A 21821-nucleotide genomic window follows, 5' to 3' on the forward strand; every position below is an offset into this window, starting at 1 on the left:
GCCCGTCCCCGCGCTCCCATGCGTTGCTGGTAACGGCGGGGTGTGAAGCGGAGCGGTCAAGCCCAAGAGCGTCTCGGCCATCGGGGTGCAACAGGCGAGGGGAAGGCTGGACGGGCGAACGCAAGTGAACCCTTGATGATGCCTCGTGACTTCTAAGACCGTGTCCTACATGGTGAGGCGGACGAGTCGCTTGTAGCAGCACAACGCGGCGGCGAGGCCGAGAAAGGCCAGGTAGTTGCGGGGGTCGCGCTCGTAGCGGTGGTTGAGCCGGCGGTAGCCGGACAGCCAGGACATCGTCCGCTCGATCACCCACCTACGGCGGCCCAGTCGTTCGCTGGACTCGATTCCCTTACGCGCGATCCGCACGCCGATCCGCTTGCCGCGCAGCCATCGCCGCAGGTGAGGGATGTCGTAGGCCTTGTCCGCGTGCAGGCGCTGGGGCTTGGAATCGGTCGCGTGGGATTCGTGTCCCATGTGGAAATGGGACAGCATCGGCTTCAGGGCCTGGCTGTCGTGGGTGTTAGCCGCGGAGACTCCGACGCGTAGGGGCAGTCCGTTCGCGTCGGACAGGACATGCATCTTGGAACCCGGCTTGCCCCGGTCCACGGGGCTCGGACCTGCAAGTTCGCCCCCGTTACCTTCTTCGTGGCCTCGCAAGGAGGCTCCCGGCCTTCGGCCCCGGCATGACTTCGCCCCCTCGTCGATGATGATCGAAAAAGTGGTGTCACCGGGATCGAAGGCATTGGCAGACCGCTGATTAGAGGCCTGAGCACCGATCCCGGACGGGGGAGGCAGTCTCTTCGTAACGTGGATGCCGGCACGCTGATGCCGCAGGTGAGGGCCGGGAAGAGTACGAGCACAGGAGCAAGCACGTGACCGCTGACGGCGAGATCGACGTCTACCTGGGTCTGGACGTCGGCAAGGGCGAACACCACGCCACGGCGCTGACCCCAGCGGGCAAAAAGGTCTTCGACAAGCGGCTGCCCAACACCGAACCGAAGCTTCGTGAGGTGTTCGCCAGGCTCCAGGCCAAACACGGCACTGTTCTGGTGGTGGTCGACCAGCCCGCCTCCATAGGCGCGCTGCCTCTGGCCGTGGCCCGTGACGCGGGCTGCCGCGTCGCCTACCTCCCGGGCCTGACGATGCGGCGCATCGCCGACCTCTACCCGGGTGAGGCCAAGACCGATGCCCGCGACGCACACGTCATCGCGGACGCCGCCCGAGCGATGCCACACACACTGCGTGCCGTTGAACCGGCCGACGCGACCGTGGCCGAGCTGGAGATGCTCACCGGGTTCGACGACGACCTGGCCACCGAGGCGACACGGACCAAGAACCGCCTGCGGGGCCTGCTGACACAGATCCACCCACCGCTGGAAAAGGTCGTTGGCCCTCGCCTGGACCACCCCGCCGTGCTCACCCTGCTCGAACGCTTCGGCTCCCCGGCCCAACTCCGGAAAGCAGGACGACGCAGGCTGGCCACCCTGCTGCGGCCGAAGGCGCCGCGGATGGCCGAGCGCCTGGTCGAGGACATCTTCACCGCACTCGACGAGCAGAGCGTGATCGTCCCGGGCACCGACGCTGCCGCCCTGATCATCCCCAGTCTCGTCTCCACGCTCGGCTCCGTGCTGGACCAGCGCAGACTCCTCGCCGCGAGGATCGAGGAACTTCTGGAGGCTCACCCTCTTTCCGCGGTCCTGACCTCCATGCCCGGCATCGGAGTCAGGACCGCCGCCCGCATCCTCATCGACGTCGGCGACGGCAGCGCCTTCGCCACGGCCGGGCACCTGGCCGCCTACGCCGGCCTGGCCCCGGTCACCCGCGCCTCCGGCTCCTCCATCCGCGGTGAACACCCCGCCCGGCGAGGCAACAAACAGCTCAAACGCGCCTTCTACCTCGCCGCGTTCGCCTCACTCTCACAACCGGAGTCACGCACCTACTACGACAGGAAGCGCCGCGAAGGGAAGCACCACGTCGCAGCCCTGATCGCCCTCGCCCGACGACGCATCGACGTGCTCTTCGCCATGCTCAGAGACGGCACCTTCTACGAACCCCCGGTCACCGCAGCAGCTTGACGAAAGCCATAGAGGCACTTTTTAGCCCTGACGTGGGCGGAGTCGAGGACCGCACGGGAGAGGTCGACCAGTCCTTGTTCGTCCAGACGCTGGAGAATCTTCTGATGCAGTCGTCCCCACACGCCGGCCCGCGACCAGATGACAAACCGGCGATGGACCGTCGACTTCGAGGCCCCGAAGCACGGCGGAAGCGCCCGCCAGGCGCAGCCGCTGACCAGCACGTAGATGATCGCGGCGAAGTCCGCCTCATCGTCGATGTTCGCGACTCCGCCGCCTTGCGGACGCACCCGTGCCGGCGGCAGTAACGGCCTTGCGATCTCCCACAGGCCGTCCGGAACGATCCATCCCCACCGTCCACTCCCCATGTCCAACACAGCTGCCAACTGACCATGTAGGACATGGTCTTAGCCGATACAGCCGCCAACAAGATGTATCCTCCCAGGCCAGGACCATTTTTCTTCTCTCAGTCCGGCAACCGGACCCCGAGCGATGAAAGCCCGAGGCTAGAACTGCGCGAGAGCAGCTGTTCGGCGGCGGGGGACCAAGAGGGCTGCTGTACCGGCCTTCGGTGGCGCTCTCTCCCGGTCGTGGCGGCGTACCGTGGCAGCGTGGCAAACGAAGACCTGGGACGGACCCTGCGCCGCTTGCGCCGTCTGGCCTCCTTGACGCAAGAAGAGCTGGCCGAGCGCTCCGGCGTGTCCGTCGATGTGATCCGCCAGCTCGAACAGCGTCGGAAGCACTCGGCGCGCCTGCCCACATTGCACGCACTGGCCAACGGTCTCGGCGTGGAACTGACCACGCTCCTGGGTGACCCGCCTGCGGTTTCCTCCACAGGAGAGAACGACGGACCACGCTTTGTGGCCGTACGCCGCGCCATCATGCCCGTGCTCTGGGGACCGGAGACGGAGCCGCCCGGGCCTGACTTCTCGCTGGACCGTCTCCGTGAGCAGATCGCGGACGGCTGGACGCAGTACCACGCCGCGGAGTTCGACACGGTGATGAAGGCGCTGCCGGACTTGCTCTCCGATGCGCGCACCGCCACGGCTTCGGGCAACGACGACGACCGCGGGGCCGGTTTCGCAGCCCTGGGCAAGGCGCTTCAGCTCGCCGGACACGTTGCCGTGCGGATGGGCAAGACCGACCTTGCTCTGACGAGCCTGGAGCGAGCCATAGACGCTGCGGGAGAGTCCTCCGATCCGCTGCTTCTGCCGATGATCGTCAACTCCACGGCGTGGACCTATCAGCGGCAAGGTCGCCTGGAGGACGCGTTGAGCATTGCCCTCCGCACCGCCGATGACATGGTGAATGCAGGCCGTGGCGAGACAGCCGACGGCCTGAAGGTGTGGGGAGCGCTGACCATGAGCGCCGCCACGTCGGCCGCGAGGAGCGGGGACTACGAGCGTGCGGCGACGATGATGGAGGCGGCGGAGAAGGAAGCCGCCCGAGTCTCGAAGCTGCCCGACGGTGGCGACCATCGCATGGTCAGTGTTTTCAGCCCTTCTTCGGTCCGCATTGAACGCGTCCGCCTCGCTGTTCAGTACGGGCACCCGCAGGACGCCTTGGCGTTGGCCAAGGGAATGCGGCTGAGCCAGGACACCCCGCCGTCCTGGCGGACGTGGCTGTTGCTGGACGTGGCACGAGCCCACACGGACATCGGGGATGCTGCCGGGGCCGTGAAGACTCTGGAGTCCCTGCGCCGGGTGGCGCCGACATGGATGCAGCACCACACGTTGGCCGTGGCCATTGTGCGTGACCTGTGGGCGCTCCCCAACCACCCGCCGGGGCTGCGGCCGTTGGCGGAGTTCCTGGGGGTCAGCGAATAGCGTGCTGAAAGTGGGACGTTGCGTCCCTGTCAGCGTCCTTGGCGTGTCGCTTACATGAGTGGACAAGCGCCCCGGCGACCGCGCGAACGGTCCCGGGGCTTGGCCGATCTGAGAGAGCAGACCGACATGCCGCAACCTACAACGCGGGCGCGTCCTACCGGCTACCCCGGGTACAGCGAGATCCTGCCGTGCGAGCCGGAGAGCGCCGCCACCGCGCCGCTTGGTGCGCGTCGCGCTTGCCGTCTGGGGTCTGGACGACCTGGCCGACGACGGCGCTCTGATCGTCTCCGAGCTGGTGTCCAACGCCGTCCGGCACGCTCGGATGGGATCCATCCGGCTTACCGTCGATCGGCCCGGGGTGGCCCGGGTGTGCATCGGTGTCGTGGACTTCTCGAAGGTGCTCCCTGTGCCCAAGGAGCCGAACGACGAGGACGATGGCGGGCGTGGTCTCGTACTCGTGAATGAGCCGGCCGTTCACTGGGGCACCGAACTGCTGCCGCGGGGCAAACGGGTGTGGGCAGAGTTGCGGGGCGGTGAGGATGCGTGAGCGGCGAGCGGAAGCCCTGGGTGGGTGACCTGATCCACGACGAGGACGCCGGCCGGCGCGGTGTCGTCACGGACGTGCGCGCTGGCACCGTCTGGGTGCTGCGCCCGGAATGCGGGCCGGGGCAGTGGACTTCGCACCACCCCGATCGGCTGGCCGTGGTGACCCCGCGCGAGCAGATGCGGGACCGGCTGCAGATACGCGGGAAGCCCCGGCGCGACGGCGTTCACCGGCCGAGGCTTCGTCGTTCCATGGGTTCTTACACACGTCTCACGGGCCCCCTCAGACGGTATTTCATTCACTGGGGGCAGGGGGGCGCAGGTTCAAATCATGTTGTCCCGACTCGTGAGAGTCGCAGGTCAGGGCCGGTTCGGATGTCTCCGAACCGGCCCTGACCATACTTGGGGCAGGCACTCTTGAGCGGCGTCAGCGGGTGGGAGTGCGGTGTGCCCCCTGGGCACAGAACCCGTCGTCCTACTGGGTGAGCGGCTTGGCCCGCTTCGGTGTGCGGGTGGCCATGTAGAGGGCCACACCCCAGCCGATGAGCGACGCCCCGAAGGCGACGTTGATGAGGAGGATCAACCACCGGTCTTTCGCACCACGCGCGAATGCCAGGTACGAGGGCAGTAAATAGACGGCCCCGAGGGCCACCCCGACCAGCACTATCAGTAGATTGTCCATGTTTCAGCGCACTCCCATGATCTTCATCGTGTCACTGCGCACTCTAACGGGGTGAGGCATATGGGTGTCGACGAAGACCGGCGACGGTTCCGGCGTGTCAACTGCCGCCCGCCGACAGGGAATCTGCTCACGGGGATCGTGCACCGACGCGAAAAGGCCTTTGGGTTTCCGGGCTTGAGGCCTGTCGTCCGTACGGGGACCCGCTGATCGCTGAAGACCCTTCGCGCACAGGTCCGTACCGCCTGATCGCCGGCCCCGGGGTGAACGGCCGCCGCGGTCCCGGACGCGCCGTGGGCCGGAAGCCGGTCACCCTCCCCCGAAGGTGACCGACTCCCGACCGTTCCCCCCGGCGCCGGACAGTGGTCGTGGGGTCAGTGTTCAGCGGACCGGTGCCGTTACCAGCACATGACCGCGGTCTCGCCCGAACCCCGTGCGGAGTAGAGGCGGATCCGGACGTAGTAGCGGCGGCCCTTGACGAGCCGGACCGCGAGGGTCGCGTTGTGCGGGGTTCCTCCGTCGTCGTGCCCGGCGAGGTAGCGGGGCTCCCCGGCCCGTTCCTCGAACAGCACGACGACCAGGTCGCCGTCGCCGAAGGTGCCCACCGTGTAGTCGCGGGTCTCCACCGGGTCGATGTGGAAGTCGGCCTGTTCGCCGGGGCCCAGACCGAGCGGCACCGAGCGGAACGGCACCAGCGCGGGCGGGCCGGACCGTTCGGCCGGCGGATACCAGCCGAGGGCGAACTCCTTGTCCGCCGCGGACAGCGTGCCGGGCGGATGGACGCCCCCGCGGAACTGCTCCGGTTCCAGTATCAGCCCCGGCGCGAAGGCGTACCCCATGATCGAATCGGTGTCCCAGACGGGGCCGTTGGCCTCGTTCGCGTCCAGCTTGCGCAGGATGTTGTGGTGCGTCCGTTCCCGGCTCCAGTGGTTGGGCGGGCCCGCCAGTTCGGCGTACACGGCCTCGTCGTCCCAGTGGAGACCCGCGCAGGGGCTCTGGTGCTCGTGCAGCATGCCCAGGGCGTGGCCGATCTGGTGCAGGGCCGTCCCACGCTCCCCGGGCTCGGTCAGGTCCCAGCCGAAGTTCATGGTGCGCTCGTGCAGACCCGCCAGGAGCGCCTCCTTGCCCACGGCCGACCAGGAGCCGCCGCCGGACTGGAAGCCGATGCGCACCTCCGCCTCCGAGCGGTCACGGACCTCGGTGAAGACGAGCCCGATCCCGAGGCCCTGCCACTCGGCGAAGCACTCGCGCACCACGTCCTGCTGCGTCTTGGAGCCGCCCCACGACACCCACCGGGTCCGGCCGGTTCCCGGCACGGGAATGACCGACCCGTCGGTGTCGCCGCGGAAGAAGCAGTAGTGCAGCACGGTGCCGTTGACCCACATCCGCCGCCCGGCGGTCAGCGCGCCGAGCCGCTCGGCGGCGAGCCCCGGCGCGAAGACGGGGGCCGGCTGCCGCGTCAGCGAGCAGTAGCGAGGGGCCATGGGTGAGAGGGTGCCCCACGGACGGCCCCCGGCGCCTGAGTCGGGGTCTACTCAACTCGCCCTGTATCAGGCGTGAGTATCCCCGCTCCTGTTGATGTGACGACTTCGCCGGGGAACACGACCACGCCGTACCCGCCGTTCCGGCCCCACGAGAGGGAGGAGACGCCGTCCATGAGGGACGTGGTGGCGCCGGAGCCCTTGCCGCTCTGGCCCTTCACCGGCAGGGAGGACGAACTGCATCTGATCCGCCGGTCGTTGGCCGGAGCCCGGCGTGGCCTCGTGGTGACCGGACCGCCGGGCCGGGGCAAGACCCGGCTCGTCACCGAGGCCGTCCGCGGCACCGACTGCGCCCAAGTCGCCGGAATCCCGCAGTCCCACCGGATGCCGTTCGCCGCCTTCGCCCCTCTGCTGCCCGAATCGGTCACCCTGCACCGAGCGGTCCGACTCCTGTCCGGAGTAAGGACCCTGCTGGTCGATGACGCCCACCTGCTCGACGACTCCTCCGCCGCCCTGGTCCATCAACTCGCCGTACGGTCGGACACCCGGCTCCTGATCGTCGTCACCGACGGAGCTCCCGTACCCGCCGCGGTGTCCCGGCTGTGGACCGGTGAGCTGCTGCCCCGCCTGCCCCTGGGACCGCTGCCCCGTGAGGAGACCGCACAGTTGGTCACGGTGGGCGCGGGCCGGACCCCGGAGCCCCTCACCGTCAACCGGCTGCACCGCCTCGCCGCCGGCGATCTGCGGCTGCTGCGCGAACTCCTGGGGTTACTACGGGTAGACAGGGACCTCACCCGTGTACCGGGTACGGACGAGTGGGCCTGGCGGGGCCCGGTGCCGCTCACGCCGGCCGTCCGCGAGCACACCGCCCACCTGCTCACCCGCACGGACCCCGGCGAACGCGAGACGCTGGACCGCCTGGCCTTCGCCGAACCCCTGCCGGTGAACGTGGACGACCCGAGGGGAGCGGAGGGCCGCCCGGCGGGCCCCGGCCCCCTCGACCTCGCCGCTCTCGAACGCCTGGAGGACGACGGCCTGGTCCACGTCGACGAGCAGGGCGCCGTCCGTCTCGCCCACCCCCTGCACGGCCCCGTCCTGCGGGCCGCGGCCGGCGGACTGCGGGCGCGTCGGCTGGCCCGCGCGCCCGAGGAGTACGGACCCGCCCTGGACGCCGAGGCCACCGCCCTCACCGCACTGATCGGACAGGCCGACGTCCGGACCGTCCCGGCGCCCGTGGGGGACTGGCTGGTGGCAGAGGGTCTCCCGGTGCCCGCCGGGTACGCGGCGCTGCGGGCCCGGTACGCGCGGCTGCGGGGCGAGGTGCGGGAGGCCGCCGCATGGGCCCGCGAGGGACTGCGCACGACGGCCTCCGGCCCCTCCGGTACCGGAGCAGAAGCCGGAGTAGAAGCCGAAGCCGGGGCGGCCGTCGAAGCCGGAGCCGAACTCGCCCTCGCCGAGGCCCAGTCGCTCGCCCTCGCGAGCGTCCGGCACCCCGCCCACGCCCCGCACGACCCCTATGACGCCGTCCGCCTGGGCACTCCCGAGCAGGCCGCCGGGCGGCTCACCGGTGTCTTCGCCGCCCATGCCGACGCCCTCACGCACGCCGACGGTCCCGCCCTGGACCGCGCGGCCGGCGAACTGGAGCGGCGCGGCTTCCTGTTGTTCGCGGCCGAGGCGTACGCCCAGGCCGCCGCCGTCCACCGCGACCCGGGCGCCGCCCGTACCGCGCGCACGCGTGCCGTCGCCCTCGCCCGCCGCTGCCAGGGCGCCCGCACCCCGGCACTCGCCGGTCCGGTCCTGGGCGAACTCACCGCACGGCAACGGCAGATCGTCACCCTCGCCGCCACCGGCCTCAGCAACCGGCAGATCGCCGAACGCCTCACCCTGTCGATCCGTACCGTCGGCAACCACCTGTACAGCGCCTACACCCGCCTCGGCGCGAGCGACCGCACCGCCCTGCCCCGACTGACCGAACTCCGGCCGACCCACTTCAGGTCGACCGAACTCCGGCCGACCGACTTCCGGGAGACGCAGCCCGCCTGACCCCTCGTACTCCGGGCCGGGGGCCGACCGTTCGGCTCAAGCCGCGCCGAACGCCGAGAACGCCCACCCGGTGGCCCGGTGCACCGCGTCGTCCGGCAGTGAGGCCCGCGCGTCGCGCAGGGCCTGGGCCAGGGACAGCCCCGCGTCGAGCCCTTTGTGCAGCGCGAGCATCAGCGGCACCACCGCGGCGTCGTTGACGGGCGCGCTGCACGCCACCACCCCCGCTGTGCCGAGCGGCAGCAACGCCGTGACCAGACCCAGGAGTTCGTCGGCCCCCACACTGGCGAACCGCGCGGTGTCGCAGCAGGACAGGATGATCCGGTACGGGCTGCGGTCGAGCCGCTCGAAGTCGTGCACGATCAGCGGCCCGTCGGCCATCCGCAGCGAGGAGAACAGCGGACCGTCCGCGCGGAACTCGCCGTGCGCGGCGATGTGCGCCAGTTCGGCCCCGTCCAGTTCCTCCAGTACCCGCTCCACCCTCGCGTCGTCCTCCTCCAGGACCCTCGCCCCGCCGTACCGGCCGGCGAGCTCCGGCACCTCCGCGCCGCCCGTCGCGAGCCCGGGACCGCGCACCAGCACCTGGCGGCCACCGGGCGGCGGCGCGGTCTCCCGCGCACGCAGCCACCCGCTCGCCGACGGCGACACGCTGAACACCCGGTCCCGCAGCGACGGCAGCAGCGCCCACGGCACCCGGTGCAGCCGCCCCGGCGGAACGACCACCAGCGGGCCGGTGCCCAGATGCGCCGCCGCCGGCCCCAGCAGCAGCTCCTCCAGACGCCGGCCCGCCGCCTCCACCACCGGCAGCCGCGCCTGAGCCCCCGGATGGGCGAGGCGCCGCAGCCCGGCCTGCACATGCTCGGCCTCGGTCTCCGCCGCGGCCAGCAGGCCCGCCTCGAACCGCCGTACCCGCCCCTGCCCGCACAGCAGTACCTGCACCCGCCCGTCGAGCACGGCGAGTTCCACCAGCCGGCCGTCACCGCTGTCGCTCAGCCGCCGCAGCAGCCTGCCCACGTCGAACCGGCCCCCGACGTCGAAGCGGCCCCGGACGTCGGCCGCCGTACCGCGCACGTGCAGGGTGCGGGAGCGTATCTCCCGTTCCAGACGCCGCTGTTCCCGCTCCAGTGCCGGCACGGCCCTGCCGTCCATCCGGGCCTCCTCCGCGCGGGCGGCGATCTCCCGGTAGGCGGTCATGCCGCTGAGCAGCACCGGGTCGGTGGGCGGCCGGGTGGGCGGCGTGGACAGCGCGGTGGCCCGCCAGCGTTCGCTCCACACCAGCAGCCGCCGCGGCCCGCCCGAGACCAGGCTCGCCCGCTGGGCCAGGGCGGCCAGCTCCGCGCCCTGCGCGGTGGCACGCGCCCGAAGCTCCGACGCGCCCAGCGTCATCCGGTGGTCGTCGAGCACGTCGAGCCCCCGACGGCAGGCCTCCAGCACACCTCGCGCGGACCCGGCCGCCTGCGCCCGCAACGCCTGCGCGGCCCAGCCCGTCACCCGTGCGAGCGGAGGCCCGCTGCGTCTGCTGCGGGCGGCGACCGCGAGATGCCGCTCGGCGTCCGCCGTCCAGCCGAGGTCCAGCGCGATCCGGCCCGCGAGCAGGGACGCCTCCGGCGCCGCCGGCGCGCCCAGGGAGGCCAGCCGGTCGGCCACCGTCGCCGCCTCCGCGACCAGCCGCCCCGAACCGCGCCCGGCCGCGTGCCGTGCCTCGATCAGCACCAGTCGCGCGTGCGTCTCCCACCAGGTGCGCCGTTGCCCCGTGAACAGCCGTACGGCGAGCGCCGCGCGGGCGATCGCCGTCTGCGGGTCGTCCGCCAGCCGGGCGGCCCGCGCGGCGGCCAGCAACAGCTCCGCCTTACGGGTGGACTGGCCGCCGATCCCGTCGAGCGCCCTGACCGCCGCGTCCGCCCCCGCCAGCGCCTCGGACGGCAGTCCCGCCGCCATCAGCACCTCGCAGCGCCGGATGTCGAGCATGAACGTCGGCGTGCCGAGCTTGGCGTAGCGCTCCTCCGCCTCGTCGAACAGCCTGAGCGCCGCCGGGACGTCACCGGAACGGAACGCGGCGAGACCCCGGCTCTCCACCGAGTCCGCCTTGTCGTGCTCCTGACCCGTGGTGTCCCACAGCGCCTCCGCCGCGGTGAAGTCGGCGTTCGCCTGCCTCACCGCACCCAGTGCCAGATGCACCGTCGCGCGCAGGGTCAGGGCGCGCGCCGTCCAGATCACGTCGTCCGCCTGCCGCAGCACGGTGATGGCCCGCCGTACGTCCTCCAGCGCCTCCTTGTGGTGTCCCAGCACCCACCACGAATAGGCACGCCGGAACAGCACACGCGCGCGGGTGTGCCCGCTGCCGCGCGCGACTCCACGGCCCAGGGCGTCCAGGCCCTGCCGGGTGCGCCCCGCGTGCACCAGCGCCACCCCGAGGGTGCCCAGGACGTCCGCCTCCCGCTCGGCCGAGTCCGCGCGCGCCGCCCAGTCCCGGGCCCGCCGCAGATGGGTCAGGGCCAGCCGCAGGTCGCCGAAGTCCCGCTGCCAGATGCCGATCACCTGGTGGGCGACGGACGCGTGCAGCGGCGAGGGGCGGTCGCCCAGCACCTTTTCCGCCCTCGCCAGGGCTTCGCCCGGGTCGGCGAAGACCATCGGCAGCAGTTCCAGCACCGGTTCGCTTCCCGCTGTCACCTCATGGATGGTAGTGCTCCGCAACCGTGCCTCACAGGTGCGATGTTGTATCAAACAGCCGCCCCACGACTCTGATTCACGACGCGCCGTTCTCCGGCAGCCCGGCCGGACACCGGCACCACCCGACATCCGCACCGTTCTCCGGCAGCCTCGTTCCATGGCAGCTCCGTTCCACGACAGCACCGCTCTACGACGACAGCACCGCTCTACGACAGCTTCCGCGGCCCCGGCCGCCATCGCCCCGGTGGAGGACACGCCATGGCACCACAGCGATTCCGTGAGCAGTACGACCAGATCCAGCGCTCCATGCCCGACATCCCCCTGGCGGTCGGCCCGGACGACGCGGGAGAGTTCCTCTACGAGAAGGGCGTCGTGCTCGCCCGCGACGGCGAGGAGGCGCGCCTCGTCGAGGACACCGTGCGCCGGCACTTCACCACGTTCGCGGGCCTGACCGCCGACCATGTGCGCCGGACGAGCCCGGAGACCAACCGCTCGGGCATCACACGCATCCGGGTCGCCGACCCCGGGCAGGGTGACGGCAGCGGCGACCCGGCCGTCGCGGGCGCCCTGCGCGCCCTGCGGGAGCCGGAGGGCCGCACCGGCCGTCGGCTGGTCAGCCGCAACCACGTGGTGTCGATCGCGGTCAACGCCTGCCCCGGCGACGAGCCCGTACCCGTGGAGGCCGGCGCGCAGCCCAACCCGGCCGCAGCCGACGGCGCCCACACCCCGGCCGGCGCCGTCGGGGTACTCGTCATCGACACCGGCCTCATGAACGACTACCGCTCCTACCCGCTCCTCGCCCACACCCGGGGCGACGCCCAGGTCGAGGAGTGCGGGGACGACGGCATCCTGAGGCAGTACTGCGGCCACGGCACGTTCATCGCGGGGCTCGTCGCGGCCGTCGCCCCCAACACCGACATCACCGTCCGCGGCACCCTGAACGACGCCGGCGCCATCCTGGAGTCCGAGTTCGGCGAGAAGCTGTTCGAGGCCGTCGACCAGGACGGCTGGCCCGACATCCTCAGCCTCTCCGCCGGCACCTCCAACGGCCGCACCGACGGACTGCTCGGCGTCGACGCCTTCATGCGGGAACTCCGGCAGCAGCGCACCCTGCTGGTCGCATGCGCCGGCAACAACTCCAGCGCCACCCCGTTCTGGCCCGCCGCCTACGCCGACCTCCCCGGCTTCGAGAACGCCGTCCTGTCGGTCGGCGCCCTGCGCGGCGACGGCGAGTTCGGCGCCTGCTTCAGCAACCACGGCGCCTGGGTGAAGGCCTACGCTCCCGGCGAGCGCCTCACCAGCGCGCTCACCGGCTTCGACACCCCCGTGCCGTACGTGTACCAGCACTCCACCTACGACGCCTGCCGCTACGGCTTCGGCTACGCCTGTACCTGCCGGCACCCCCGGCACGCCGGCGTCCTGAGCGAGGAGGGCGGCTCCGGCAAGCCGGACCAGGTGATGTTCGAGGGCCTCGCCCAGTGGAGCGGTACCTCGTTCGCCACGCCCGTCGCCGTCGGTATGGTCGCTGCCCACATGACCGCGCGGGCCGAGACCGACCCGCGCGGCCCGACAGCAGCTGATGGACGCGAACAGCGAGGTCGCCGAGGTGCGCGGGGCGAACGTGCCGGCGCTCATTCCGGCGACCTGGAGTCCCACGCCGGTCGCGCTCCCCTCCGCCCGGACATGAGGTCCGGAACCATCTCCTCCACGGCGTACGATGACGTGCCGTACACGAGGGGTGGGAGCGTGGACCGTACTGATGTCGGCGTGGTGGTCCGGTCCGCCGCCGACGGCGACGCGGCGGCCTGGAAGTCGATCGTGGAGGGGCTGGGCCCCCTGGTGTGGTCCGTGGTGCGTGCCCACCGGCTCTCCGACGCGGACGCGCACGAGGTCTACCAGACGGTGTGGTTCCGCTTCGCCCAGAATCTGGGGCGGATCCGTGAACCGGAGAAGACGGGCGCCTGGCTCGCCAGTACGGCGCGGCACGAGTGCCTGAAGGTGCTCAGGAACGCGCGCCGGCTGACCCTGACGGACGACCCGCAGCTCCTGGACCGGGTCAGCGAGGACGGCACACCGGAGCAGTCGCTGCTGGAGGCGGAGGAAGCCGCCGCCCAGAGCGAACGGGTACGGCGGATGTGGCAGGAGTTCGAGGAACTCGGCGACCGGTGCAGGCAGTTGCTGCGTGTGCTGATCGCCTCGCCGCCGCCGAGCTATCAGGAGGTGTCCGCCGCGCTCGGTATCGCGGTGGGCAGTATCGGGCCCCTGCGCCAGCGCTGTCTGCGCCGGCTGCGGGCCCGGCTCGAGGCACGGGGGGCGATTTGAACCCTCCCCCGGTTGAAGCAGGGGGCTTCCTGGCTCAGGAAGCCCCACAGGTCAGCGACCTACGAGGTCCTACTCCCTCGACACCGGCCGGGACGGAACCTGCCCGGTTCGTCGAGCAAAGCTCGGGTGTGCCGTCCTGGTTCTCGATCGGCACGGTGTGCGCGCTCGGTTCTCGCAACGCACGGCGGGCACTTCACCCGATCACGAGGTGCCCCCGCTCCGGCCCGAAGACCGGGGCGCCCTTGAAGGAGATCAGGTGAACGACATGAGTGAGACCGTGGACGGTCCGCGCGGCTCGGACGCCGACGCCGACCTGTTGGAGGAGGAACTCCGGCAGGCCGCCGCCGTCCTGGACCCGCTGCCCCCGGCGCTGCTGCAGATCGCCGTGGACGCCTACGCCCTGCACGACCTGGACGCCAAGGTGGCCGAGCTGACCTTCGACTCGCTGGTCGACGCCATCCCGGTCAGAGGCGCCGAGCACCCGCCGCGCATGCTCACCTTCAGCGCGGGTGAGGTGACCGTGGACGTCGAGGTGAGCGCGCACGGCCTCATGGGGCAGCTGATGCCGCCCCAGCCGGCCCGGATCGAGGTGCTGGGCGGACCTCGGCCGGGCTCCTCTCTCACCACCGACGACATGGGCCGTTTCACCGGCGCCACCCCGCCCTCCGGCCCGTTCGCCCTGCGCCTGCGGACCGCAGGGGACGTGGTGGAGACGGAGTGGCTGCGCACCTGACCCGGATGAGGGGAACGGCGCCCGGTCAGCGCGACACCGCGTCCACCAGGGTCCGGAGAGCCGAGGCCAGGTTCCGCAGGCCCGGCCCCGCGGGACCGCCCGGCTCAACCATGTACATGTCCCTGCGGATCTCCACCATCAGTGCCGTCACCTCCGCCCTTTTCTCGTAGAACTCCAGCGGCACGTACGTCCCGGCGAACGGACTGTCGAGTCCCGTCTCCCCACAGGGTGCGAACGCCTCGCGGGCCGCGTCGAGCAGACCGGACGGCGTGTGGAAGGCGTCGGTGCCCAGGCAGACCGGCGGGCGCGGGCCCACGCCGTGCAGTTCGTAGGGCAGGGGCGCGGTGGGGTAGGAGTGGACGTCGATGATCACAGCCCGCCCGGTGGCCGCCAGACGGTCCGCCACCGCCTCGGTCATGGCCTGTGCGTAGGGACGGAAGTACCGCTCGATCAGCGGCCCGTGGTCGAACCCGTCGGGCCGCAGCGCCTCCTTGTGCGTGGTCCGGGTGTAGACCGCGCCCATCCCGGACGCCAGCATCTCCTCCCGCTCGTCCGGGAACCGCTCGGGGTCGATCACCAGCCGGGACAGCCCGTTCACGAACCGCCACGGAGTGATCCCGGCGGCCTCGGCGGCGGCCTCGGCGATCGCGGCGGTGTGCGCGTCGGTGATGTGGTCCAGCTCCCGCTCCAGCTCCGCGTCGCCCAGCACGATCCCGGACCGCACCTCGGCCGTTATCTCCCGCGAGGAGTGCGGTACATGGAGGATCACGGGGGAGTCCCCGGCTCCGGGGAGGAGATCGTAGGACTGCGGGGTGTCGGCCATCGGGCTGCTCCAGGAGGGTTCGTCAGTGGTGCACGGCATGATCAAGGTGCCACACACCACTGACAACGCGTCGAGACCGGGAGCCGCCGTGCCGGCTACCCCAGCAACTCGCGGATCAGCGCGCCGACCTGTTCCGTCTCGAGGAGGAAACCGTCGTGTCCGTAGGGCGACTCCACCACTCTGAGCCGGTCGGCGCCGGGAAGGTGCGCGGCCAGCTCGGCCTGCTGGGACAGCGGATAGAGACGGTCCGAGTCGACCCCGGCCACCAGCGCGGGCGCGGTCACCCGGCGCAGGGCCGCAGGGACGCCACCCCTGCCGCGTCCCACGTCGTGGCCGTTCATCGCCTCCGTCAACACCACGTAGCTGCCCGCGTCGAACCTCCGGACAAGCTTGACCGCGTGGTGGTCGAGGTACGACTCGACCTGGTACCGGCCGCCGCGCCACGGATCCTCCGTGCCCTGTGGCTCCCGGCCGAACCGGGCCGACAGTTCCGGCTCGCTCCGGTAGGTGACGTGGGCGATGCGGCGGGCGATCGCCAGTCCGGCGTGCGGGCCCCGGCCGGTGTCGTGGTAGTCGCCGCCGCACCAGTGCGGATCGCTGCGAATGGCGTGCAGCTGGAGGGTGGACCAGGCGATCTGCTCGCCACTCGCGGCCGCCGCGGTGGCGAGCAGCAGTAGCGCCCCCGTGCGTTCCGGATGCGTCACCGCCCACTCCACGGCACGCATCCCGCCCATCGAACCGCCGACGACCAGCGCCCACGTCCCGACGCCGAGCGCGTCCGCCAGCCGGGCCTCGGCGGCGACCTGGTCCCGCTGGGTCAGGTAGGGGAAGGCACCGCCCCACCGGCGCCGCCCGCCGGGGCGTGGTGAAGCCGGTCCCGTGCTGCCCTGGCAGCCGCCCAGCACGTTCGGGGCGACGACGAACCAGCGGTCGGTGTCGAGGGCCAGACCGGGCCCGATCAGCCCGTCCCACCAGCCCGCCGTGGGATGACCGGGGCCGGCCGGTCCGGCCGCATGGCTGTCACCGGTGAGCGCGTGCAGCACCAGGACGGCATTGGACCCGTCCGGCGCAAGCCGCCCCCAGGTCTCGAACGCCAATTCCACACCGGGGAGTTCACCGCCCGCCTCCAGTGGCAGCGGCGTACCGAGGGCATGCCGTTGACGCCGTCCGGGCGGGTCCCCCTCCTGCCAGGCCCCGGTGGCCGACGGGAGGGGAACCGATGTTCCGGAGGCTGCGAAGGCGCTCAGGGGGCACCCTTGGCCGCGCGGAAACCGGACTCCAGGTCGGCCGTGAGGTCGGCGAGGCTCTCGATGCCGACCGAGAGCCGCACCAGACCCGGCGCGGTGCCGGTCGCCTCGAGCTGCTCCTCGTCCAGCTGGCTGTGGGTGGTGGACGCCGGGTGGATGATCAGGCTGCGCACATCACCGATGTTGGCGAGGTGGCTGAACAGCTCCACACCGTCCACGAACCGCTTGCCCGCTTCGACACCGCCCTTCAGTTCGAAGGAGAACACCGCGCCGGCACCGCGGGGGAGGTACGTCCGCGCTGCCTCGTGCCAGCGGCTGGACGGCAGGCCCGGGTAGTGCACCACCGCCACCTCGTCGCGCTGCTCCAGCCACTCCGCCAGCGCCTGCGCATTGGCGGACTGCCGCTCCATGCGCAGGCTCAGCGTCTCCACGCCCTGCAGCAGCAGGAAGGCGGAGTGCGGGGCGATGGCCGGTCCGAGGTCGCGCAGCAACTGGACGCGCAGCTTGACCGCGAACGCACCGGGGCCGAGCGCCGGCCAGTAGCGCAGGCCGTGGTAGCTGGGGTCGGGCTCGGTGAAGTCCGGGAACCGCTCGGCGTGCGCGCCGAAGTCGAAGGTGCCGCCGTCCACGACCACGCCGCCGAGCGTGGTGCCGTGCCCGCCGAGGAACTTCGTCGCCGAGTGCACCACGATGTCCGCGCCGTGCTCGAACGGGCGCAGCAGATAGGGCGTGGGGATCGTGTTGTCCACGACCAGCGGCACGCCCGCCCCGTGTGCCGCGTCCGCGACCGCCCGCACGTCGAGCACGTTGCCCCGCGGATTGCCCAGCGTCTCGGCGAAGAACGCCTTGGTGTTCGGCCGGACGGCCGCCCGCCAGGCATCGGCGTCGTCGGGATCGTCGACGAAGGACACCTCGATGCCGAACTTCGGCAGGGTGTGCCGGAAGAGGTTGTACGTTCCGCCGTACAGCGAGGAGGCCGAGACGATGTGGTCGCCGGTCCCGGCGAGTGTCAGGAGGGCCAGCGTCTGCGCGGCCTGCCCCGAGGACAGCGCCACCGCCGCCACACCACCCTCCAGGGCGGCGACGCGCTGCTCGAAGACGTCCTGGGTGGGGTTGTGGATGCGGGTGTAGATGTTCCCCGGCTCCGCCAGCGAGAAGAGGTCCGCCGCGTGCTGGGTGTCCCGGAACACGAACGAGGACGTCTGGTAGATCGGCGTGGCCCGGGACCCGGTCGTGGGATCGGGCTCGGCGCCGGCGTGGATCTGCTTCGTCTCGAACGACCAGGCCGACATGTCGGGACCGGTGGACGTCTCCTCGGGAGTGTGACCGGCGGGGACGGGTTCGGTGGGCTGGCTCACGGTGTGCTCCTCGTGCGCAGTGCGGGCGCGGATGACGGGTGGGCGTGCGGATCCGCGGACGTACCTGTGGGGTGCGGGGGCGTGCCGGATGCCCCTGGGGATCAGGGCGTCGGGGAGGACCACGCGCCGACGTAGGTGTCGGCCTCTCGCGCGGCACGCCGTGGTGGTGACACGTGCGCGGTCGCGGTGGCAGCGCGTCACCGGTTCGATGCTACGACGAGGGGAGCGGAAAATGAGATGACGTCTCAGTAAGTGGTCAGTCTGTTCACGCGGTATTCACGAACGTGATGTGACCGGGGCACGACCCGCCGGCCGGGGCGGAGCCGAACACGGCTCCGCCCCGGCCGGGCGTCATGCCGACCGGGGCGGAGCCAGTGGATCCGTTGCCTGCTCGCGTCAGCTCAGGGACGCCAGCGCCTCGTTCCACGTGGCGGACGGACGCATGACCGCGGCCGCCTTGGCCGGGTCGGGCTGGTAGTAGCCGCCGATCTCGGCCGGCCGGCCCTGTACGGTGATCAGCTCGTCGACGATCTTCTGCTCGTTCGCGGCGAGCGTCTCGGCGAGCGGGGCGAAGGCCTTCGCCAGGTCGGCGTCCTCGCTCTGCCCGGCCAGCTCCTGCGCCCAGTACAGGGACAGGAAGAAGTGGCTGCCGCGGTTGTCGATGCCGCCGAGGCGACGGCTCGGGGACTTGTCCTCGTTGAGGAAGGTCGCCGTGGCACGGTCGAGCGCGTCGGCGAGGACCTTGGCGCGGGTGTTGCCCGTGGTCTCGGCGAACTGCTCCAGGGACGGCACCAGGGCGAAGAACTCGCCCAGGGAGTCCCAGCGCAGGTAGTTCTCCTTGACCAGCTGCTGCACGTGCTTGGGCGCGGAACCGCCCGCACCCGTCTCGAACAGGCCGCCGCCCGCCATCAGCGGGACGACCGACAGCATCTTGGCGCTGGTGCCCAGCTCCAGGATCGGGAACAGGTCGGTGAGGTAGTCGCGCAGCACGTTGCCGGTGACCGAGATGGTGTCCTCACCGCGGCGGATGCGCTCCACCGACAGCTTGGTGGCCTCGACCGGGTTCAGGACACGGATGTCCAGGCCCTCGGTGTCGTGCCCGGCCAGGTACTGCTCGACCTTGGCGATCAGGTTGGCGTCGTGGGCGCGGGTCTCGTCCAGCCAGAACACGGCCGGGGAGCCGCTGGCGCGGGCGCGGGTGACGGCCAGCTTGACCCAGTCGCGGATCGGCGCGTCCTTGGTCTGGCAGGCGCGGAAGATGTCGCCGGCGGAGACGGCCTGCTCCAGCACGACATCGCCGGCCTGGTCGACCAGGCGGACGGTGCCGGTGACCGGGATCTCGAAGGTCTTGTCGTGGCTGCCGTACTCCTCGGCCTTCTGCGCCATCAGGCCGACGTTGGGGACCGAGCCCATCGTGGACGGGTCGAAGGCGCCGTTGGCGCGGCAGTCCTCGACCACGGCCTGGTAGACGCCGGAGTAGCTGGAGTCCGGCAGGACGGCCAGGGTGTCGGCCTCCTGGCCGTCGGGGCCCCACATGTGGCCGGAGGTGCGGATCATGGCCGGCATGGAGGCGTCCACGATGACGTCCGAGGGGACGTGCAGGTTGGTGATACCCCTGTCGGAGTCGACCATCGCCAGCGCCGGACCCTCGGCGAGCTCGGCGTCGAAGGACGCCTTGATCTCGGCGCCCTCGGGCAGGCCCTCGAGGCCCTTGTAGATGCCGCCCAGACCGTCGTTCGGGCTGAGGCCGGCCGCGGCGAGCTTCTCGCCGTACTGCGCGAACGTCTTCGGGAAGAAGACGCGCACCACGTGGCCGAAGACGATCGGGTCGGAGACCTTCATCATCGTGGCCTTCAGGTGCACGGAGAACAGCACACCCTCCTGCTTGGCGCGGGCGACCTGCGCGGTCAGGAACTCGCGCAGCGCGGCGACCCGCATCACGGAGGCGTCGACGACCTCGTCCTTCAGGACGGGTACGGACTCGCGCAGCACCGTGGTGGTGCCGTCGTCGCCGACCAGCTCGATGCGCAGCGCACCGTCCTCGGCGATCACCGCGGACTTCTCGGTGGAGCGGAAGTCGTTCTCGCCCATCGTCGCCACGTCGGTCTTGGACTCGCCGCTCCAGGCACCCATGCGGTGCGGGTGGTTCTTGGCGTAGTTCTTGACCGAGGCGGGGGCGCGGCGGTCGGAGTTGCCCTCACGCAGGACCGGGTTCACGGCGGAACCCTTGATCTTGTCGTAGCGGGCGCGGATCTCGCGCTCCTCGTCGGTCTTCGGGTCGTCCGGGTAGTCCGGCAGCGCGTAGCCCTGGCCCTGGAGCTCGGCGACCGCGGCCTTGAGCTGCGGGATCGACGCCGAGACGTTCGGCAGCTTGATGATGTTGGCCGCGGGGGTCTTCGCCAGCGCGCCGAGCTCGGCGAGGGCGTCCGGGATGCGCTGGTCCTCGGTGAGGTACTCCGGGAACACGGCGATGATGCGTCCGGCCAGCGAGATGTCACGCGTCTCCACGGGGACACCCGCCTGTGCGGCGTACGCCCGGACCACCGGCAGGAACGAATACGTCGCCAGTGCGGGGGCCTCGTCAGTGTGCGTATAGATGATGGTCGAGTCAGTCACCGGGTGCTCCGCTCCACGTCTGCAACATTGCTCGACATCAAGATATCCCGTACGCGTCCTGAGCTCGACAGGGGTCCGGACCGCATGGGGCCGATCGTGTCGGGCCCCATGGGTTCGGGCCCCCGGAGGCGAGGCGGTCGCCCCGCCCACCGCGGGCCGCGGCGGACCACCGCGGCCCGGCCTGCCCGCCGTACGTCAGACCGGGCGGGACGCCGTCATGTCGCCCGGCTCCGGCTCGGTGCCGCGCTGCTGCGGGAACACCACCGAGCCCTGCTGCAACGCCACCGTCCGCGCGGGCGACGGAATGCGGATGCCCTCCTCGCGGTAGCGCCGGTGCAGGCGCTTGATGAACTCGTGCTTGATCCGGTACTGGTCGCTGAACTCACCGACGCCGAGGATCACGGTGAACCCGATGCGGGAGTCGCCGAAGGTGTGGAAACGCACCGCCGGCTCGTGCTCCGGGAGGGCTCCGGTGATCTCCGTCATCACCTCGGTGACCACTTCCCTCGTCACCTGCTCGACCTGCTCCAGGTCGCTGTCGTACGACACCCCGGCCTGCACCAGGATGGTCAGCTCCTGCTCAGGACGCATGAAGTTGGTCATGTTCGTCTTCGCGAGCTGTCCGTTGGGGATGACCACCAGGTTGTTGGAGAGCGCGCGGACCGTCGTCTGACGCCAGTTGATGTCCTCGACGTAGCCCTCCTCGCCGCTGCTCAGCCGGATGTAGTCACCGGGCTGGACGGTTTTGGAGGCGAGGATGTGGATGCCCGCGAACAGGTTGGCGAGCGTGTCCTGGAGCGCCAGCGCGACCGCCAGACCGCCGACGCCGAGAGCGGTGAGCATCGGGGCGATGGAGATGCCCAGCGTCTGGAGCACCACCAGGAAGCCGATCGCCAGGACCAGGATGCGGGTGATGTTCATGAAGATCGTGGCGGAGCCGGCGACGCCGGACCGGGCCTGGGTCACCGACTGCACCAGGCCGGCCACCACCCGCGACACCGACAACGTCGCCGCGAAGATGACCAGCACCGTCAGCGTCTGGTTGACGTTGTGCTGCACGGTCCGGGTCAGTGGCAGCGCGGCCGCCGCGGACGCGGCGCCGCCCGCGAGGGCCGCCCACGGGGCGATCATGCGCAGGGCGTCCACGGCGACGTCGTCGCCGCGCCACTGGGTCCGGTCCGCGTGCCGGCCCAGCCAGCGCAGCAGCATGCGCAGCAGGAACGCCGCGACCAGGCCCGCGGCGACCGCGATACCGGCGAACAGCACATCGTTCATGGTGAGCGCGCGCGTCATCGCTCACCTCCGGCGAATGCCCTTGCAATGAGGCGTATGTGATGTCGTGTCACGTCTCGTCACCTGCTCGCGTTCGGGGGTGCCCGGGAGGGTACGGCCCGGGAGGGTGCGGCCCGGG

General features: G+C 71.3%; 15 protein-coding genes and 2 pseudogenes. 7 read left to right on the plus strand and 10 right to left on the minus strand.

Features of this window, described 5'->3' with window-relative positions:
• Positions 1 to 165 precede the first annotated feature (165 nt).
• Entirely contained in the window at positions 166 to 657 is a 492-nt protein-coding gene (locus V4Y04_RS33695; protein ID WP_443080122.1) for an IS5 family transposase, read from the minus strand.
• A gap of 215 nt (positions 658 to 872) precedes the next feature.
• Here V4Y04_RS33695 and V4Y04_RS33700 point away from each other — a divergent pair, with 215 nt between their 5' ends.
• Positions 873 to 2075, plus strand: a complete 1203-nt coding sequence (locus tag V4Y04_RS33700; protein ID WP_332432113.1) for an IS110 family transposase — start codon at positions 873 to 875, stop codon at positions 2073 to 2075.
• Positions 2076 to 2092: 17 nt separating this feature from the next.
• Here V4Y04_RS33700 and V4Y04_RS33705 read toward each other — a convergent pair.
• Positions 2093 to 2440, minus strand: a pseudogene (locus tag V4Y04_RS33705) (transposase); the annotation flags it as partial.
• A gap of 243 nt (positions 2441 to 2683) precedes the next feature.
• Here V4Y04_RS33705 and V4Y04_RS33710 point away from each other — a divergent pair.
• Positions 2684 to 3898, plus strand: coding sequence for a helix-turn-helix transcriptional regulator (locus tag V4Y04_RS33710; protein ID WP_332432114.1), 1215 nt, complete (start codon positions 2684 to 2686; stop codon positions 3896 to 3898).
• A 223-nt stretch (positions 3899 to 4121) separates the two neighbouring features.
• Positions 4122 to 4445 carry an ATP-binding protein gene (locus V4Y04_RS33715; protein WP_332432115.1) on the plus strand — a complete coding sequence of 108 codons (324 nt, stop codon included), beginning with the start codon at positions 4122 to 4124 and terminating at the stop codon, positions 4443 to 4445.
• Positions 4446 to 4916: 471 nt separating this feature from the next.
• Here V4Y04_RS33715 and V4Y04_RS33720 read toward each other — a convergent pair whose 3' ends face one another.
• Together V4Y04_RS33720 and absR1 are read right to left on the minus strand one after the other, a co-directional pair.
• Positions 4917 to 5123 carry a superinfection immunity protein gene (locus V4Y04_RS33720; RefSeq protein ID WP_332432116.1) on the minus strand — a complete coding sequence of 69 codons (207 nt, stop codon included), beginning with the start codon at positions 5121 to 5123 and terminating at the stop codon, positions 4917 to 4919.
• 395 nt (positions 5124 to 5518) lie between these two features.
• Positions 5519 to 6604: a beta-glucuronidase AbsR1 gene (absR1, locus tag V4Y04_RS33725; RefSeq protein ID WP_332432117.1), complete on the minus strand. Its 1086-nt coding sequence runs from the start codon at positions 6602 to 6604 to the stop codon at positions 5519 to 5521.
• Positions 6605 to 6775: 171 nt separating this feature from the next.
• On the opposite strand from absR1, the gene V4Y04_RS33730 reads away from it, so the two are divergent.
• A complete protein-coding gene (locus V4Y04_RS33730) occupies positions 6776 to 8644 on the plus strand; it encodes a LuxR family transcriptional regulator AbsR2 (RefSeq protein WP_332432118.1) in 1869 nt (622 codons plus the stop codon).
• A 36-nt stretch (positions 8645 to 8680) separates the two neighbouring features.
• Here the strand turns inward: V4Y04_RS33730 and V4Y04_RS33735 are convergent, their stop codons facing one another.
• Positions 8681 to 11272: a CHAT domain-containing protein gene (locus V4Y04_RS33735; protein ID WP_332433095.1), complete on the minus strand. Its 2592-nt coding sequence runs from the start codon at positions 11270 to 11272 to the stop codon at positions 8681 to 8683.
• A gap of 297 nt (positions 11273 to 11569) precedes the next feature.
• Here V4Y04_RS33735 and V4Y04_RS33740 point away from each other — a divergent pair.
• The 3 genes and pseudogenes from V4Y04_RS33740 to V4Y04_RS33750 all read left to right on the plus strand — a co-directional run bounded on the left by V4Y04_RS33740 (position 11570) and on the right by V4Y04_RS33750 (position 14366).
• Positions 11570 to 12998, plus strand: a pseudogene (locus V4Y04_RS33740) (S8/S53 family peptidase).
• Positions 12995 to 13633 (plus strand): RNA polymerase sigma factor, encoded by a 639-nt coding sequence (locus V4Y04_RS33745; RefSeq protein ID WP_332432119.1) that lies wholly within the window; start codon positions 12995 to 12997, stop codon positions 13631 to 13633. The pseudogene V4Y04_RS33740 and the gene V4Y04_RS33745 overlap by 4 nt, the downstream one beginning before the upstream one ends.
• 265 nt (positions 13634 to 13898) lie before the next feature.
• A complete protein-coding gene (locus tag V4Y04_RS33750) occupies positions 13899 to 14366 on the plus strand; it encodes a hypothetical protein (RefSeq protein ID WP_332433096.1) in 468 nt (155 codons plus the stop codon).
• A 25-nt stretch (positions 14367 to 14391) separates the two neighbouring features.
• On the opposite strand, the gene V4Y04_RS33755 is transcribed toward V4Y04_RS33750, so the two are convergent.
• The 5 genes from V4Y04_RS33755 to V4Y04_RS33775 all read right to left on the minus strand — a co-directional run bounded on the left by V4Y04_RS33755 (position 14392) and on the right by V4Y04_RS33775 (position 21703).
• Entirely contained in the window at positions 14392 to 15189 is a 798-nt protein-coding gene (locus V4Y04_RS33755) for an N-formylglutamate amidohydrolase (RefSeq protein WP_332432120.1), read from the minus strand.
• Between the two features lie 95 nt (positions 15190 to 15284).
• The gene (gene metX / locus V4Y04_RS33760; RefSeq protein ID WP_332433097.1) at positions 15285 to 16436 is read right to left on the minus strand and encodes a homoserine O-acetyltransferase MetX; all 1152 of its coding nucleotides are present in this window, start codon (positions 16434 to 16436) and stop codon (positions 15285 to 15287) included.
• Positions 16433 to 17794: a bifunctional o-acetylhomoserine/o-acetylserine sulfhydrylase gene (locus V4Y04_RS33765; RefSeq protein ID WP_332432121.1), complete on the minus strand. Its 1362-nt coding sequence runs from the start codon at positions 17792 to 17794 to the stop codon at positions 16433 to 16435. The genes metX and V4Y04_RS33765 overlap by 4 nt, the downstream gene beginning before the upstream one ends.
• 396 nt (positions 17795 to 18190) lie before the next feature.
• Positions 18191 to 20410 (minus strand): NADP-dependent isocitrate dehydrogenase, encoded by a 2220-nt coding sequence (locus V4Y04_RS33770; RefSeq protein ID WP_332432122.1) that lies wholly within the window; start codon positions 20408 to 20410, stop codon positions 18191 to 18193.
• 195 nt (positions 20411 to 20605) lie between these two features.
• Complete coding sequence (locus V4Y04_RS33775; protein ID WP_332432123.1) at positions 20606 to 21703, minus strand: mechanosensitive ion channel family protein; 1098 nt, start codon at positions 21701 to 21703, stop codon at positions 20606 to 20608.
• Positions 21704 to 21821: the final 118 nt, after the last annotated feature.

This window comes from Streptomyces sp. P9-A2 (genome assembly GCF_036634175.1).
Lineage (GTDB): Bacteria > Actinomycetota > Actinomycetes > Streptomycetales > Streptomycetaceae > Streptomyces > Streptomyces pratens.